A 14550-nucleotide genomic window follows, 5' to 3' on the forward strand; every position below is an offset into this window, starting at 1 on the left:
TTACCGGAGGTAAAAATAGGCTTTAGGCAGGCTGATCAACAGGAAATTTACCTGTATAAGCAGGTTGACCGCCAGTTCCGCAACTGGGACTAAACTCGCGCAGAGCCAAGCGGATAACCAATTTGTAACTACCAGGCTGAAACCCAGCAGGGTGATTAATCCGGCTAACGGCACAATAACCAGGTTAGCCAATACAGTCACCGGGGAAACCATGCCGAAATAATAGGCGATGAATCCGGCAGTGCAGATCCAGGCGGAAAAAGATACCAGAAAACTGTCAATAAAGCATGCGGCAACCCGCGCCTTTAGCTTTTCCATATTCAACATCCTTTTAAGGACCGGGTATAAATAGACTAAGGCGATGACGCTGACAAAAGAAAGCTGAAAACCTATGTCAAACAATTCCCGGGGTTCAATCACCAAAATAAGCAACGCGGCTGCCGCGCAGGCATTATAGATATCCGCTTCCCTTCTCAGATAATAGGCGAAGCCCAGAACCAAAGCCATTATTGTGGCCCGGACAACCGGGTTGCTGGCTCCGGTCATCAAACAATAAACCAGCATTAAAGGCAAAGCCAGATAAAAACGGATATTACGGCTTATCCGGAAGATCTTGAGGCCCGAGAAGATCAGAACAATAACAATCCCCACATTAAATCCGCTGACCACCAGAATATGCACTGTGCCGGATTTCATCATTGATCTGTAAATAAGCGGCGGCACGCCTTTTTTCTCGCCCAGAACCATCGCGTCAATGATCCCCGCGGCTGCCGGTGAAAGGCGCTTATAAATAACCCGCTCTATTCCCTGCTTTAACCTGAAACTGAATCTCTTAAGCAGGCTCGCCTTATTTTGCCCCAGGACGATTGCCCGGATCGGATTGTCTACTTTCATTAACAGATATACGCCCTGGTCATACAGGTAATCCGCGTAGCCTCTCTTTCTCCGGGAAGGTCCGGAGCCTGCGCCGAAGAAAGGGCGGACTAATCTTCCGGACAAAAGCAGGATATCCCCGCAATTCAAAAACTTTTCCCCGTTGATATTAACTATAAGCTTACCGCAGCAATTGCGTTTAGACCGGTCAAGGCAGAATTCGCGGCTCGCCAGCATAAAGCTGGTTTTACCGTCCCGGAATACCGGCTGGTCGACAATATAACCTTTAACCTGACAGATATTATCCCTGGCCTTATAACCCAACCAGCGGATGTGAGACGCCGGCAATACCCGGCTGTTGGCGTAAGAAGCGGACCCGGAACAAAAAACCAGCAATAATATCAGCGTATCTTTGTACCTGTTCCGGGAGGGCAGACAAAATACAGCCAGGCATAATCCCGCTGTCAGTCCGTAACTAACAATGAACGGCATCTTTAACGCGGCGCAACAGATTATCCCTGAACAAAAAAGAGCTGTTATCCAAACAAGGGGATGTTTCATCGGCCTATTCCACGAAAACCGACTGCCTCAAGCGTTCAAACCGGGATTTATTCAGGCCCTTTAACCGGCTTAACTCCTGCAGATCATTGATCCTGCTTTTTTTCAGGCGGTATTCGATTATGCGCTGGGCCAGCTTCTCCCCTATCCCCGGGATGCTCTTTAAAGCCGCCTTGTCCGCCTGATTAATGTTGATCTTACCGGCATTGCAGCTGATGCAGGCAAAGGCCCTTACCGGAGCATACCTCTTGGACAAAAATTTAATGCCGATACCCAGCAAGGTCATGCATAAAAGAAACAGTATGGCCTTGCGTTCCTGGCTGGTGAACACAAACATAGCGGTCAGCCCCCTTTCTACTTCAATAGACGTAAAAAAGAGGCAAATCTAACAGGGGTTTTCGCGAAAATACAGGAAGGCTGCTTTTATACTACGATATTGATAAGTTTGTTGGGGACAACAATGAAATTACGGATAGGCTTACCGCAGATCCAGGCCTGCAATTTTCCATCGGCAAGGACCATTTCTTTGAGCTGTTCGGGAGGGGTATTGACAGCGGTATCCAGTTTTGAGCGGACCCTGCCGTTAACCTGGACTACCATTGTCACTGTTTCTTCCACCAGTTGTTTCGGGTCATATTCAGGCCAGGAAGCCCGGAAGATGCTTTCGCTGTTGCCCATACCCTGCCAAAGCTCTTCACAGAAATGCGGGGCGATCGGACAAAGCAAACGGACCAGGACAGAAAACGACTCTTTATCCGAACCTTCCTGGTATATGGCGTTGACGAACTCCATAAGCCCGGCTATGGCGGTATTGAACTTGAATTCCTCCATATCCGAGCTGACCTTCTTGATGGCCTTATGCATCGCCTTTACCAGCCCGGGTCCGGATTTTTCTTTCAGATTGTCCCGGATGCGCCAGACCCGGTTCAGGAATTTAAACGCGCCGTCCAGCCCCCGGTCATCCCATTCCAATTCGGTTTCCGGAGGAGCGGCGAAAAGCATGAACAGCCGCAAAGTATCCGCCCCGTATTTGCCGATCATCGAATCCGGATCAACGATATTGCCGCGGGACTTTGACATAACCTCGCCGTCCTTAAGGACCATTCCCTGCGTAAGCAGTTTCTTGAACGGCTCGGAAAAATCGATCATACCCAGGTCTTTAAAGAACTTGGTGAAAAAGCGCGAGTATAATAAATGCAGGATAGCGTGCTCGATGCCTCCGATATATTGATCTACCGGCATCCAGTACCCCGCTTCTTTCTTATCGAACGGCTCTGACGCGAGATCCGGCGAGCAGAAACGCAGAAAATACCATGACGAGTCGAAGAAAGTGGCCATTGTGTCGGTCTCCCTGCGGCCGGGGCCCGAGCATTTCGGGCAAAGGCATTCCACGAATTCTTTTACCTTGCCTAACGGAGATCCGCCCTCTCCGGTGAACGGCGCGTCTTTAGGCAGTTCTACGGGCAGGTCCGCGTAAGGCACCGGAACTGTCCCGCATTTCGGGCAATAGATCACCGGGATAGGCGTTCCCCAGTAACGCTGGCGGGAAATGAGCCAGTCGCGTAAACGCCAATGGGTCTGGACCTTACCCATCCCCTGTTGTTCCATCCACTCGGCGATCTTTGTTTTTCCTTCGCTGTTGGTCAATCCGTTGAAATCCCCGGAATTAACCTGGACCCCTTCTTCCTCATACGCCTCTTTCATTTCCTCAACGCGCAACCGGGAATCCTTAGGCTTGATGACCACGCGCATCGCCAGGTTGTGTTCTTTGGCGAATAAGAAATCCCGCTGGTCATGGGTAGGCACAGCCATGATCGCTCCGGTGCCGTATTCCATCAACACGTAATCAGCTACCCAGACAGGGATAACTTCGTTATTAACCGGATTTACCGCGTAGCTGCCGGTAAAAAAACCCTCTTTCTTGACATCCGACGAGGAACGTACTATCTTGCTTTCTTTGCTTACCTTTTCGATGAATTTAAGCACCTCTTTTTCCTGCGGCTTGCCTTTGATCAATTCTCCCACCAAAGGATGTTCCGGTGCCAGGACAATATAAGTCGCCCCGAAAATAGTATCCGGCCTGGTGGTAAATACCGGGATCGTCGTATTATTATCCTTGCGCCGGAAATAGATCTCGCTCCCTGAGCTTTTGCCGATCCAATTGGTCTGCATGGCGATCACTCTCTGAGGCCAATGTTCAAGCCCAGCCAGGTCTTCCAGCAGCCTATCTTTATATTCGGTGATCTTCAAATACCACTGCTCCAGCTCTTTCTGCTCGACCTGGACATGGCATCTCCAGCACCCGCCGTCAATGACTTCTTCATTGGCCAAAGTTGTGGCGCAAGAAGGACACCAGTTGACCGCCGATCCTTTTTTATAGGCCAAGCCTTTTTCCAGCATCTTCAAAAAGATCCACTGGTTCCATTTATAATAGCTGCTGTCGCAGGTAGATACTTCCCGCGACCAGTCATAAGAAAGGCCCATCTTTTTAAGCTCGACTTCCATATCCCGGATACACTTGTGCGTCCAGGTATCCGGCTGGGTTTTATTCTTGATAGCCGCGTTCTCCGCGGGCTGGCCAAAGGCGTCAAACCCCATCGGGTGCAGAACCGAGAACCCGCGCATCATCTTATACCGGCTGCACACATCGCCGATAGTATAATTGCGCACATGGCCCATATGGATCTTCCCTGAAGGATAAGGGAACATCTCCAGACAGTAAAATTTAGGCCTGGACGAAGACACGGCCTTAAATGTGCCTTTATCCTGCCAATACGCCTGCCATTTGCCCTCTATTTTCTTGAACTCGTATTCCATCTCTTAAGTTTTATCCTTCTGCGGTATAAGCGAGATCAGCGTCCTCAGCCCGCGCAGAATATTCTCCGTACTGCAGGGCTTAGTCAAGTACTGATCCGCTTCCATACTGTAGCATTTCCTGGCTGTATCCAGATCCTGCTGCGCGCTGATGATGATCACCGGCCTCCAGCGCTCATTATATTTCTCCCGGATCTGCTGCAATACCTCGAAACCATTAAGCTTGGGCAGCATCAGGTCCAGAAGTATGACATCAGGGTCGTTCTCCCTGACCCGGGTCAACGCCTCTTCTCCGTCATAGGCCACTGAAACCTGGTAGCCTTCCCGGGTTAATATCCTGGCCAAAGGCTCGGCGATATCTTTTTCGTCGTCTACTACCAATAATCTATGGGACATTTATTAAAACCTTCTGTAAGGGTATCTATTTTTTTAATTTACGGACGGTATCCAGATTGATCCTGTCGGCATTATCGTTGTCCTTGGGTGTCTCCAGGATGAACGCGGTATCCTTCAACCGGCTGTCATTGACCAGCCTTTTAAAACCTGCTAATTTTATATTACCCTTGCCGATATGCGCGTGCCGGTCGCGCCTGCTGCCCAGTTTATCCGCGGTATCATTGATATGCACCAGCTTCAGCAGTTTCAGGCCGACCAGCCGGTCCAATTCAGCGATGGTCTTTTTATAACCTTCAGCGCTGGCCAGGTCATAACCTGCGGCGTAGGCATGGCAGGTATCCAGGCATATCCCCACCCTGCTTTTATCCTCGATCCCGGCGATGATCTGCTTTTGATGCTCGAATTTATAACCCAGCCAGGATCCGGAACCGGAGGTATTCTCCAAGAGCACGCCCACCTTCATCCCCCGGGTCTTGTCCAGGATCTTATTCAAGGCCTGCGTGATCCGCTTTATGCCTTTTTCTTCGCCGCTTTCCTTATGGCTGCCCATATGGGTGACTATATAGTCAGCACCGAGCAGTTCAGCTTCGCGGACATCCTCTATATAAGCCCTGATCGAGCCCTGATAAAGGATATTATAAGGAGAAGCCAGGTTGATCAAATAAGGCACGTGTATAAAAACCGGCGATATATTGTATTTGCTGCGCCTGGCCCGGAACTCCTCGATGTCCTCCGTGGCGATCTTGGATTTACGCCACTGCTGGGGGTCGCGGGAGAATATCTGCATAGTATTGCACCCCAGGGCGGCAGCCCGGTTTACAGACTCATAGATATGGCCGGCAATGGAAACGTGAACGCCTAATAGCATACGCAGATTGTAGCATAACCCAGGCTAAAGGTCAAATCAGGATAGGGTGTAAAAGGCGGCTTAGTTGATATCTCTGGATATTACCGCGGTAGCGCAAGCCAGGCCGCCCGCCCCGTTGGCCAATTCGGCAAGTTTAAGCTCCGCGGCTATTTTGATCTTGCGCTTGCGGTAAAATTCCCTGGTTCGCGGACAATCAGCGGGCATAATGATCTTGCGCGGGGCAACGCAAACAATGTTCATCGCCTGTTTTTCTTTGACCTCGGCATTAGCCGGGACTTTTATGATCTTTATCTTATTATTCCGCAGCAGATCAAACAGATCCATATACGGGTAATCAGCCCTGACCAAAGCCAAATCCGAATCTATTAACTGCAGACTGCCCAGCAGGTGCAGCGTGATTTTAGGCGCGGGCACGCTGATACAGCGTATCCCTTGTCCGGCCAATGTCTTTTTGACCTGCTTAAACCCTGCTGCATTAGTCCGCCTGCCAACGCCAACCACAACCAGCTTGTTATTCAGCCATAAGGCATCCGCGGCTTCAAAAGTTCCTTGCCCTTTAACCGCCCCGATCACCGGGATGCCGGATCCTTTCAGTAATTTTCTAACCTGACCGGGCTCCTTGCTTCTCACGGAACTGGCCATCTTCGCTATTATCGCGCCTTTAGGGCTCATAAAGAAAAGATCCCGGGTGTATATCAGATTAAATAAATTCTGTCCGGCACGATCCGGATTATCCCGCGGTTTAAGCATAAACACCTTAATGCTTAACCTGCGAAAACATTCTTGGATCTTGCGGTATTCTTTTTTGATCCCCGGGTAATCTATCCTGCGTAGATGCAACACGCTTTCCGGATCAGTGATATTCGCTATTTCCGGACCGGGCTGATAAAGCAGCACCCTGCGCAGCCGCTTATATTCCGAATCCGGGAAATTATTTCCGGGCATGCGCATTAAAACCACTCCTTGGTATTTCTTATGTCATATCCCAGGGATCGGGCCATCCGGCCGATCCGCTTATCCTTCAAGAACGGGGCCAACAAGCGCGCCCTGGCTTTCCAACGGTATGGCTTCGGGCTCTTGGTCGCCTGAACGACCGGAAGTTTATCCAGCCCGAGCATATGAATATCCTTTTTATCCAACCCGATAAAATCAAATATATTTTCTACCTCGGTTAACCTGCGGCCTCTGCCAGAGATGATATTCTCGTATTTTACCTGAAGGCTGTTTCTTTTTCCGCTGGCCTTGATATGATCCCGTATTGCCTTATTGGCGCTGTACCACTGAAAAGCGCAAACCTCTGCCAGGGCTTTTCCGGCGTACCCCTGCCAGCCTTCCGGCAGATCATATTTCCACCACCATTTACCCCAATCATATTTATTAGAATACCCCCGGATATTCAGCTCTTTCACCTTAGCCCTGCCGGAAGCGCACAATCTTTTAAGATTATGCGAGAAGAACCCCCTAAAAAGCCATCCGTCATACAAACCATTGATCGAACCAAAAGGATTCCGGGTCAAATGGATAATCTTGATATCGGCGTTAGGCAGCAACTGCCGCAAAAAAGGCATATTGTAACAATCTGCCGTGGATTTTAAGAACAGGATATTATCTTTTAGGCCGGTTTTCGAGGGCGTTACCCTGGGAGATAAAAGAATAAACGGCGGCTCTTCTAGCAATACTAAATCATTCGGCGGTCCTTGAGGCAGGGATATCCCGGGGAAAGCGCCCCTTACCAACTCCTGCCGGATATCATAATAATACGGATTTATCCCCGGATATTTCCTTCTCAGCGACCTGATCAGTTCCAGATAGAAGCGCTCTTTTTTAAAAACCGCGCTGGACGCGCCGTATCTGCGGAAAGCCCGCGATGCGCATTCCCGGAATATAACGTAGGAAAACCCGATCTGCGGCCATTGCAAAGGGAAACGCAAAGCCAGGTCATCTATATACTCATCCAATAAGCGTTTATCAGTAAAGATACTGCCCGGGCGGGAGCCGGAAGAAAGATCGCTGAAGAGATCCCGTGAAAGGCCTGCTTTCTTTTCAGATATACGGCCCAGGGCAGCAGGTATCCTATCGGATAAAGAAAGGTCGGAAGAAAACCCGTTTAACTTGTAGAACGGCGCAGCCTCGCCGGTCAAAGAATATAACCGGGATGATCTCTTCAATACCGCGTATAGTAAGCTTGAACCGGACCGGGAAGCCGAGCTGATCACAACCGCCTTGCGCACATCCGCCAGCCCGGAGTCCCGCCATAACAACCATTGCCTCTTGGCCGCGATCTTGTCAAATATCCGCTGCCTGAGATCCAACACCCTCTTGATCTGCTTATCCGCTGGGTTTATCTTATCCGGCATCTGCGCATGACCCCGATAAATTTAAGGAACCAAAATTTCTTAAGCCTTAACCCGGCGTTTTTGTCCCGGAACAAATGCGCCAGCTGCACCTTTATCATAAGAGCTGTCTCCTCGATCAGGTAACGCAGCTTGAACTTGACCCCGCCGGACCTGCGGCTTTCCGAGAGATAAAAAGGCTCGGTTAGATTATACGAGAAATGGTCGAGTTCTTCCCCGGCCATAGTTTCGATCAAAGATACCTCTTGAGGTTTCAGGCTTTTCTTGAATTTATCGAAATTGCCTTTTAGGATCGGCTTGGAAGTATTTGCCCAGGCCGAGCTCAACCCCGAGCTTTTTTTTGCCTCTTCGCCGGTGAAGAAAAAAAGCATGTCTTCAACGTACGGTTCGTCAAGGAAAGCGCACAGATCCCGGATCGTCTTTTCCGGATCGGTCAGGAGACCCTCATAACGCAGAAGGAATATTTCTTCTTTCGGTAATTTACTCAACCAGTATATGCCGGTCTGCTGCTCTTTTTTCCACAGTCTGGCGGTATAATAAACGCAGTAGCGGTTAAAGATCGTCTTCTTGGCCGAAACCGCCACATCCCGGCAATCACGCACCATATATATGAACCTGGCGTTCGGATAATATCTTCTGACCAGTCCGACATGGTCGATCATAAAAGTGCTCTTACAGCCCCATCTCTTCTTGCCGGTGCTCTCCAGGTATTGGTCGTATACAGCGAAGTATATGCTGATGAGGCTTTTATCCAGGGCTGTTCGGAATATTTTTCCCCTGTCCAGCCCGATCTCCCAGGGATACGGATGCAACTCAACAGACCTGGCCACGTCATTGATCAGCAGCCGAAAGTTACGGTCGACGGCAAGATCGCCGTAAAACTGCTCTAATCCAAAAAAATTCTTGAGGATATGGGGGGGATGCGGTATGGCGATGTCAGGATGGGAATTCAGGATCAACCGGAGAAGGTTAGTCCCGGAACGTTCCGTGCCTATAATGAATATCGGATCCATTTGGCAATATTTACGGCTTATTCAATACGGTGTTATTTTTTTCCGCAGGCGATAACCATCTTCATCGAATCGAAAATGTCCCTGCCGGCAAAACGCACATTGTGGGTCCTCTTAAAATCTTCCGGGGCCCGGCGGTAGGCCTCTTTTATCTTTTCTTTTGCGCCTTTCGATATAGCCCCGTTATCTATCCATTTATTGACCGATTCACGGGTGATGTATTCTACGTTCTTTATCCCGGAAAATCCATTCCGCTTAAGGGCAAGTGAAACATCCTGCGGCAGGAAAAAGTTCTTACGCGCGGGATTACGCAGCCTCTGCACATGAAAGGTCAATTGGCGGTCGGCTTGGCTGTGCGCGGTCAAATGGCATAAAACCACTTTGCCTGAAGGCTTTAAAACCCTGAGCATCTCCGGCAACACCTTATCCAAATGCATGAATTGCAGGCCCTGGCGGCATACGCAAATATCAAAACTGCTGTTCTTAAAAGGCAGTTTCTCGGCGTTGCTCAACACCGTAGCGTCGGCAGAACCCTGCGCGCGCGCGATCATCTGCCTGCAGTTATCCAGGCCTACCACATAACCCGCCTTCCGGCGGAACACCTGTGAGATCTTGCCTGTGCCGATAGCCACATCCAAAACCCGGGAGGTCTTTGACGCCCCGGACAACTGAAGCATTTTTTTGATAAGGGTCAGGTCATTTACCCAATGCGAGGAATTGTCGTATTTTGCCGCTCTTTTCCTGAAGTGATTTCCGGGGTTTTGGCTGGGATAAGACCTGACGGTCATTTTTATTTTTTTCCGAATAAGCAAAACGAATGTTCCCTGGACTGGGTAAAGCCGATCTTATCCAGTATTTCCCGGACACAATCCTCGACATTCCTGGACTCGGTGTTGATCACCATATCCGGATGCGCCGGGCTATCAAAAGGCGCCGAAACGCCGGTGAAATCCCTGATCTGTCCAGCCCGGGCTTTTTTATACATCCCTTTTACATCCCTTTGCTCGCAGACCTTCGGGCTGCATTTGACAAAAGCCAGTTTAAAGTTGCCGATAATATCTTTGACCATATTCCTCAATTCATCGGACGGAGAAACAAAACTGGCTATGACGAAATTGCCGTTGTCGTTGAATAATTTAGCGACGCAGGCGATGCGCCGGAGATTCTCTTTCCGGTCATCAGGAGAGAAGCCCAGGTCGGAATTCAAGGTGCTACGGACATCGTCGGCGTCCAGATGCACGGCCTTGAAACCCCGGTTAGACATCTCTTCCTTCAATCGCTCAGCTATAGTAGTCTTTCCCGAACAAGGCAGTCCGGTCAGCCAAAGGGTCGTGCGCAATAATTTTATGTACTCGGCGACCTCTTTCGGCACATTATCGTCTTTCCCGGCGCGCACATTGGTGCCGGAGATCTTTTCTATGTCGGCGGGCGGGTCTATCCTGTTCACCTCGTAACCGACATTCCTGCCGATATTAATGCTGGTAATATCCGGGATAATGATTATCTCGACCCTGTCTCCGTAGACCCTGCGGATCATCTCCGCCCGCTGTTCCGAGGTATACGGATTCTTCCTGGATATCTCCGTGTTCCTTATGGCGACGCAGACGTTCTCACCTTTTGCCAGGGCTTCATCGATCAAATATTTATGCCCGTTATGGAACGGCTGCCAGCGCCCGATAAAAAGAGCGTATTTTTTATGGCCATTATACATCTTGATCACCCTCCTTGCATACGGATGCAACACCGGCGCATATTCTCCGCCACGGGGCGGATACCGGCTTATTCCGATAAAGCCGGGTGCCAATTAGCGCTGGGTGTAAATTATCGGATTGTTACGATTAGGACGGAATGGTCTTGAACTAAAATTTGGTGGAGCTGAGGAGGATTGAACTCCTGACCCCTTGCATGCCATGCAAGTGCTCTCCCAGCTGAGCTACAGCCCCAATACTTACTTATCAATGATTTTTCTTATCAGCAAACTTAATTTATTGCGCCCTATCTTCCAGATATTTGACCAGAACGGCCCAGGTCTTGCTTCCGACCACTCCGTCGGGATTCATCCCGTTGGCCTGCTGGAATTTCTTTACCGCGTCCTTGGTCTGGCTACCGATCTGTCCGTCTATGGCGCCTTTATAGAATCCGCCGTTTTTTAAAGCAGTCTGGATCTCCCGGCCATTAGGCATGCGCACTTCTTTCTTTTGAAGGCCGGCCACCTGCCGCTTAAGACTGGCGTTCTCGCCTTTCTGTTTATAAAGTTCCGCCTCCAGAGAAACTGATTTCGCCTGAAGTTGGGCTATAGTCTGTTCATAACTCTGCCTTTCCGGAGATTTCAAAGTCGTGACGCATCCGGACACGGCAAAGAACAAGCTGACTATGATCATGGCGGTTACCCGCATTTCGACCTCCTTCTAAAAGTTGAGATATTATACATTAAATTTATGGAATTGACAAACAAGATTTTAGATAGTATTATTGGTAATACCTATCGATGCCGAGGTGGCGAAATGGCAGACGCGGCAGCCTCAAAAGCTGTTGTGGGCAACCACATGAGGGTTCAACTCCCTCCCTCGGCATTTATATCCTACGGCTGCCCCTGCGTATCCTTCAAACTCGCCATTCTTAAAATGGAATTCTGGTTCAAATAAGGGATTATCCCGCGGTAGATCCGATGGGCCACTATTTTATAACCCTGGTCATTAGGATGGACAAAATCGCTTTTTAAAGCCGGATTGGTGAAAATACCGCTGAGTATCCCCGGGATAAGGATAGTTCTGTATTTTACGCTTAATTCCTTATATGCCGCGCCGTAACTGGCCATCACTTCGGGCCCGCTGATATCCGCGATAGCCACCATAGCGCCTTTAGCCAAGATCGCCTTTATTATTTCTTCCATATTGCCTATCGTCTCTTCAAAAGGTATCTTATTCAGGAAATCATTGCCTCCGAATTCAACTATCACTAAAAGAGGGTCCTTGGAAAGCACATCTGTTCCGACCCGCTTCAAGGCCTCGGCGGTAGTGTCGCTGTTGATCCCTGCATTGACCACCGGCATACTGGTCATTTGGATCAACGCCGAAGGATAGTCAGCCTTAGGCCCGGCCCCGTGTCCTTTGGTTATACTATCGCCGAAACAGATTATGTTCTTACCCCGCGAGTCGAGGTTCGCTATATTGGGCCTGGCGCATCCGCATATTAAAACAGCGGCGGCGCATAAAACCGAACAGGCCGTTAAAATAAATCCCCGGTTATTCTTTTTCATATCTAAGCCTCAATTGACCGCAGGCGGCATCGATATCCTGCCCGCGGGACTTACGTAGAGTAACATGCGTCCCGGATTTAGCAAGCCGGTCGCGGAAAAGCAGTATATCCGATTTATTCGGCGGCAGGAACTGCCCCGCTTTTACCGAATTTGAAGGGATCAGGTTAACTTTACAGTTCAACCCGGACAGTAATTTGGATAATTTGTCAGCACTGGCGATATCCGAATTAACATTCTTGATCAGCACGTACTCAAAAGTGACCTGCCGGTTCGTCCTGGATATATACTCCCTGCAGGCGTCCATCAATTCCCTTAAAGGATAAACCTTGTTCACCGGCATCAATTTTGAGCGGGTTTTGTCGTCAGGGCAATGCAGCGATACGGATAATTCCACCTGCAGCCCCTCTTCAGACAGACGTTTGATGCCCGGGATAATCCCGGAAGTGGATATAGTGATCCTGCGTATGCCGATATTAAGCCCGTATTCGGCATTAATGATCCGGATCGCTTTCAGGACATTGTCGTAATTCTCCATCGGCTCGCCTGTCCCCATAAAAACTATATGAGTAAGCCTGCCGTCCGGAGAATTGTTCTTCAAGTAAAGGACCTCGCCCATGATCTCCGCGACCTCGAGGTTTCTTTTAAACCCGAGCATCCCGCTGGCGCAAAAGGCGCATTTGAATTTACAGCCTACCTGGCTGGAGATGCATCCGGTGACCCTATCCGGAGTAGGGATCAATACCGCTTCCGCGGTATTGCCGTCTCTTAGTTTGAAAAGGTATTTTCTGGTGCCGTCGCTGGATTCATCGCAGCAAACCAACTCCATATCGCAGACGGAAAAATTATCTTTCAACCTCTCCCGCAATACTTGCGGGAGATCGCTCATTTTCTCAAAATCGATGACGCCTTTCTGGTAGATCCATCCCAGGATCTGCCGGGCATGAAACCCGGGGACTTTCCATTGACCCAGGGAATTCTTCAAACCCTCCAGGTCTAATCCGGCAATATCCCGCATATTTATCTTCTCTTCCGGGACAGGCACTTTTTGATCCGCCTGTCCAATACATCCAGAGACTCTTTCTTGAAGATCCTGGCTACCGCGGCCACACGCACAGCTTCTTCCAATATCTCCACCCGTTCCAGGGCTGCCTGAAAATCATTGCCAATGGCGAACACGCCGTGGCTCCTGATCACCGCAAGGCTGTTCTGTTTCAATGCCGCGATCACCAGCCGCGGCTTGCGCACTGTAAGCGTCCCTTGCTCTACTACCGGAACATCGCCCAGGTAATATCTGGTCTCAAAAGTCAACACCTTAAGCGACGGATAAACAGCAAAATACGCGTTGGCCAGAGGCGGATGACAATGCAGGACTATCTTATTATCGGGGAATTCGCGATAGATCAGGCTGTGCACGGGCAATTCCGAACTCGGCTTTTTGGGGCCCTTATACGGGGCTTGCGCAAAAATACCGGTTTTAACTATATCCGCCGGGGTTAAATCCCCTAAACATGAACCGCTGGCAGTGATAAGCATATCATTACCCAACCGACAGCTTAAATTACCCGCCCGGGCGGTTAAAAACCCGCTGGCGTGCAGCTTTCTGCCGACGCCGATTATCTCTTTTTTCAACAGCTTTTCCTTGTCCATTTCAAAAGGCGATATCCACTGTTTTAGTTTTTACCCCGGGCACCGCATTCAAGCTCTTCTTGAGGCGGAATTTCTCCGTTTTGCTCCCGACGATCTCCAGGATTATCAGCCCGGTATCCGAGCATTTATCCAGAACACCGTCATGGATACCCATCCGGGTTTTGATCATACAGCCGAAATCCGTGAGGATCTTTTGGACCGATATCGCAGAACTCCTGCGGGTGCGCATCAAAACAACAAAAATGGTCTTAGGCATATCCAGCCTCCCGGTAAATGGTTTACAATGCAAGATGCGAATTAAACCCGTATCCGCAGTTATTATACCAGATACTGGGATTTATTAAAGGGTTTGTGCGGTTCAGGACTTACTGATCTGATGTATAAGTGACTCCGCCTCTTCTTGGGTCTTTGCCCTGCAGATCTTTTCCCTTAAAGGGCGGATCGCCCGGAATCCGGAGGTATACCAGATAAAGAACTTACGGAAGGAAACCACCCCGACCCGGGGGCCGTGGAAATCAACTGATAGACCCAGATGCTCGAGCATGGTTTTGATTATCTCTTTTTTATCCGGCCTGGCAGGAGGCTTACCGTATCTGAGCAAATATCTTATTTCCTTGAATATCCAGGGATTCCCCAGGCTGCCCCGGGCAAGGAGCACACCGTCGCAGCCGGTTTCATCAAACATCTTTTTTGCTAATTCCGCGCTGAATACATCGCCTGAACCGATAACCGGGATCTCCAACGCCTTTTTAACACCGGCGATCACTTTAT

16 protein-coding genes and 2 tRNA genes are annotated in these 14550 nt (G+C 49.6%); 1 reads left to right on the forward strand and 17 read right to left on the reverse strand.

The genetic code is table 11. The annotated features are described in order from the left end of the window. From M0R35_01600 to M0R35_01655, 12 genes are all read right to left on the reverse strand, one after another. A complete protein-coding gene (locus tag M0R35_01600; GenBank protein ID MCK9594356.1) occupies positions 1-1434 on the reverse strand; it encodes a ComEC family competence protein in 1434 nt (477 codons plus the stop codon). A gap of 4 nt (positions 1435-1438) precedes the next feature. After that, positions 1439-1768 carry a helix-hairpin-helix domain-containing protein gene (locus tag M0R35_01605; GenBank protein ID MCK9594357.1) on the reverse strand — a complete coding sequence of 110 codons (330 nt, stop codon included), beginning with the start codon at positions 1766-1768 and terminating at the stop codon, positions 1439-1441. 86 nt (positions 1769-1854) lie between these two features. Next, positions 1855-4248, reverse strand: coding sequence for a leucine--tRNA ligase (leuS, locus tag M0R35_01610; GenBank protein ID MCK9594358.1), 2394 nt, complete (start codon positions 4246-4248; stop codon positions 1855-1857). A 3-nt stretch (positions 4249-4251) separates the two neighbouring features. Next, a complete protein-coding gene (locus M0R35_01615; GenBank protein MCK9594359.1) occupies positions 4252-4641 on the reverse strand; it encodes a response regulator in 390 nt (129 codons plus the stop codon). 25 nt (positions 4642-4666) lie between these two features. Beyond that, positions 4667-5509 (reverse strand): deoxyribonuclease IV, encoded by an 843-nt coding sequence (locus M0R35_01620; protein MCK9594360.1) that lies wholly within the window; start codon positions 5507-5509, stop codon positions 4667-4669. Between the two features lie 60 nt (positions 5510-5569). After that, on the reverse strand, positions 5570-6460 hold the full coding sequence (locus M0R35_01625) for an arginine deiminase family protein (protein MCK9594361.1): 891 nt from the start codon (positions 6458-6460) through the stop codon (positions 5570-5572). Beyond that, positions 6460-7866 (reverse strand): sulfotransferase, encoded by a 1407-nt coding sequence (locus tag M0R35_01630; GenBank protein MCK9594362.1) that lies wholly within the window; start codon positions 7864-7866, stop codon positions 6460-6462. Before M0R35_01630 ends, M0R35_01625 begins: the two co-directional genes overlap by 1 nt. Further along, positions 7851-8876 carry a sulfotransferase gene (locus M0R35_01635; GenBank protein ID MCK9594363.1) on the reverse strand — a complete coding sequence of 342 codons (1026 nt, stop codon included), beginning with the start codon at positions 8874-8876 and terminating at the stop codon, positions 7851-7853. Before M0R35_01635 ends, M0R35_01630 begins: the two co-directional genes overlap by 16 nt. Positions 8877-8908: 32 nt before the next feature. Further along, positions 8909-9661 (reverse strand): class I SAM-dependent methyltransferase, encoded by a 753-nt coding sequence (locus M0R35_01640; GenBank protein ID MCK9594364.1) that lies wholly within the window; start codon positions 9659-9661, stop codon positions 8909-8911. 2 nt (positions 9662-9663) lie between these two features. Continuing rightward, positions 9664-10584, reverse strand: a complete 921-nt coding sequence (gene cysC, locus M0R35_01645; GenBank protein ID MCK9594365.1) for an adenylyl-sulfate kinase — start codon at positions 10582-10584, stop codon at positions 9664-9666. 156 nt (positions 10585-10740) lie between these two features. After that, positions 10741-10816 (reverse strand) — tRNA-Ala (locus M0R35_01650). 42 nt (positions 10817-10858) lie between these two features. Next, a complete protein-coding gene (locus tag M0R35_01655; GenBank protein MCK9594366.1) occupies positions 10859-11269 on the reverse strand; it encodes a peptidoglycan-binding protein in 411 nt (136 codons plus the stop codon). Between the two features lie 94 nt (positions 11270-11363). Here M0R35_01655 and M0R35_01660 point away from each other — a divergent pair. Beyond that, positions 11364-11446, forward strand: a tRNA-Leu gene (locus tag M0R35_01660). Between the two features lie 8 nt (positions 11447-11454). Here the strand turns inward: M0R35_01660 and M0R35_01665 are convergent. The 5 genes from M0R35_01665 to M0R35_01685 all read right to left on the reverse strand — a co-directional run. Continuing rightward, positions 11455-12132 carry a GDSL-type esterase/lipase family protein gene (locus tag M0R35_01665; protein ID MCK9594367.1) on the reverse strand — a complete coding sequence of 226 codons (678 nt, stop codon included), beginning with the start codon at positions 12130-12132 and terminating at the stop codon, positions 11455-11457. After that, positions 12119-13174, reverse strand: coding sequence for a 23S rRNA (adenine(2503)-C(2))-methyltransferase RlmN (rlmN, locus tag M0R35_01670; protein ID MCK9594368.1), 1056 nt, complete (start codon positions 13172-13174; stop codon positions 12119-12121). The genes M0R35_01665 and rlmN overlap by 14 nt, the downstream gene beginning before the upstream one ends. Then, positions 13150-13779 (reverse strand): class II aldolase/adducin family protein, encoded by a 630-nt coding sequence (locus M0R35_01675; GenBank protein ID MCK9594369.1) that lies wholly within the window; start codon positions 13777-13779, stop codon positions 13150-13152. The genes rlmN and M0R35_01675 overlap by 25 nt, the downstream gene beginning before the upstream one ends. 1 nt (position 13780) lies before the next feature. Next, the gene (locus tag M0R35_01680; protein ID MCK9594370.1) at positions 13781-14035 is read right to left on the reverse strand and encodes a hypothetical protein; all 255 of its coding nucleotides are present in this window, start codon (positions 14033-14035) and stop codon (positions 13781-13783) included. Positions 14036-14137: 102 nt separating this feature from the next. Further along, the coding region (locus M0R35_01685) for a tRNA-dihydrouridine synthase (protein MCK9594371.1) at positions 14138-14550 on the reverse strand (413 nt) is incomplete at its 5' end.

It is taken from the genome of Candidatus Omnitrophota bacterium, assembly GCA_023227985.1.
Taxonomy (GTDB): domain Bacteria; phylum Omnitrophota; class Gorgyraeia; order Gygaellales; family Profunditerraquicolaceae; genus JALOCB01.

What these genes read in the sequence shown, in the direction of transcription:
- M0R35_01620 (MCK9594360.1), bottom strand. Translation starts at nt 5,509, where the DNA reads ATGCTATTAGGCGTTCACGTTTCCATTGCCGGCCATATCTATGAGTCT.
- M0R35_01630 (MCK9594362.1), bottom strand. Translation starts at nt 7,866, where the DNA reads ATGCCGGATAAGATAAACCCAGCGGATAAGCAGATCAAGAGGGTGTTG.
- M0R35_01680 (MCK9594370.1), bottom strand. Translation starts at nt 14,035, where the DNA reads ATGCCTAAGACCATTTTTGTTGTTTTGATGCGCACCCGCAGGAGTTCT.
- M0R35_01675 (MCK9594369.1), bottom strand. Translation starts at nt 13,779, where the DNA reads ATGGACAAGGAAAAGCTGTTGAAAAAAGAGATAATCGGCGTCGGCAGA.
- leuS (MCK9594358.1), bottom strand. Translation starts at nt 4,248, where the DNA reads ATGGAATACGAGTTCAAGAAAATAGAGGGCAAATGGCAGGCGTATTGG.
- M0R35_01600 (MCK9594356.1), bottom strand. Translation starts at nt 1,434, where the DNA reads ATGAAACATCCCCTTGTTTGGATAACAGCTCTTTTTTGTTCAGGGATA.
- M0R35_01635 (MCK9594363.1), bottom strand. Translation starts at nt 8,876, where the DNA reads ATGGATCCGATATTCATTATAGGCACGGAACGTTCCGGGACTAACCTT.
- M0R35_01615 (MCK9594359.1), bottom strand. Translation starts at nt 4,641, where the DNA reads ATGTCCCATAGATTATTGGTAGTAGACGACGAAAAAGATATCGCCGAG.
- M0R35_01655 (MCK9594366.1), bottom strand. Translation starts at nt 11,269, where the DNA reads ATGCGGGTAACCGCCATGATCATAGTCAGCTTGTTCTTTGCCGTGTCC.
- M0R35_01640 (MCK9594364.1), bottom strand. Translation starts at nt 9,661, where the DNA reads ATGACCGTCAGGTCTTATCCCAGCCAAAACCCCGGAAATCACTTCAGG.
- M0R35_01625 (MCK9594361.1), bottom strand. Translation starts at nt 6,460, where the DNA reads ATGCGCATGCCCGGAAATAATTTCCCGGATTCGGAATATAAGCGGCTG.
- M0R35_01605 (MCK9594357.1), bottom strand. Translation starts at nt 1,768, where the DNA reads ATGTTTGTGTTCACCAGCCAGGAACGCAAGGCCATACTGTTTCTTTTA.
- M0R35_01665 (MCK9594367.1), bottom strand. Translation starts at nt 12,132, where the DNA reads ATGAAAAAGAATAACCGGGGATTTATTTTAACGGCCTGTTCGGTTTTA.
- cysC (MCK9594365.1), bottom strand. Translation starts at nt 10,584, where the DNA reads ATGTATAATGGCCATAAAAAATACGCTCTTTTTATCGGGCGCTGGCAG.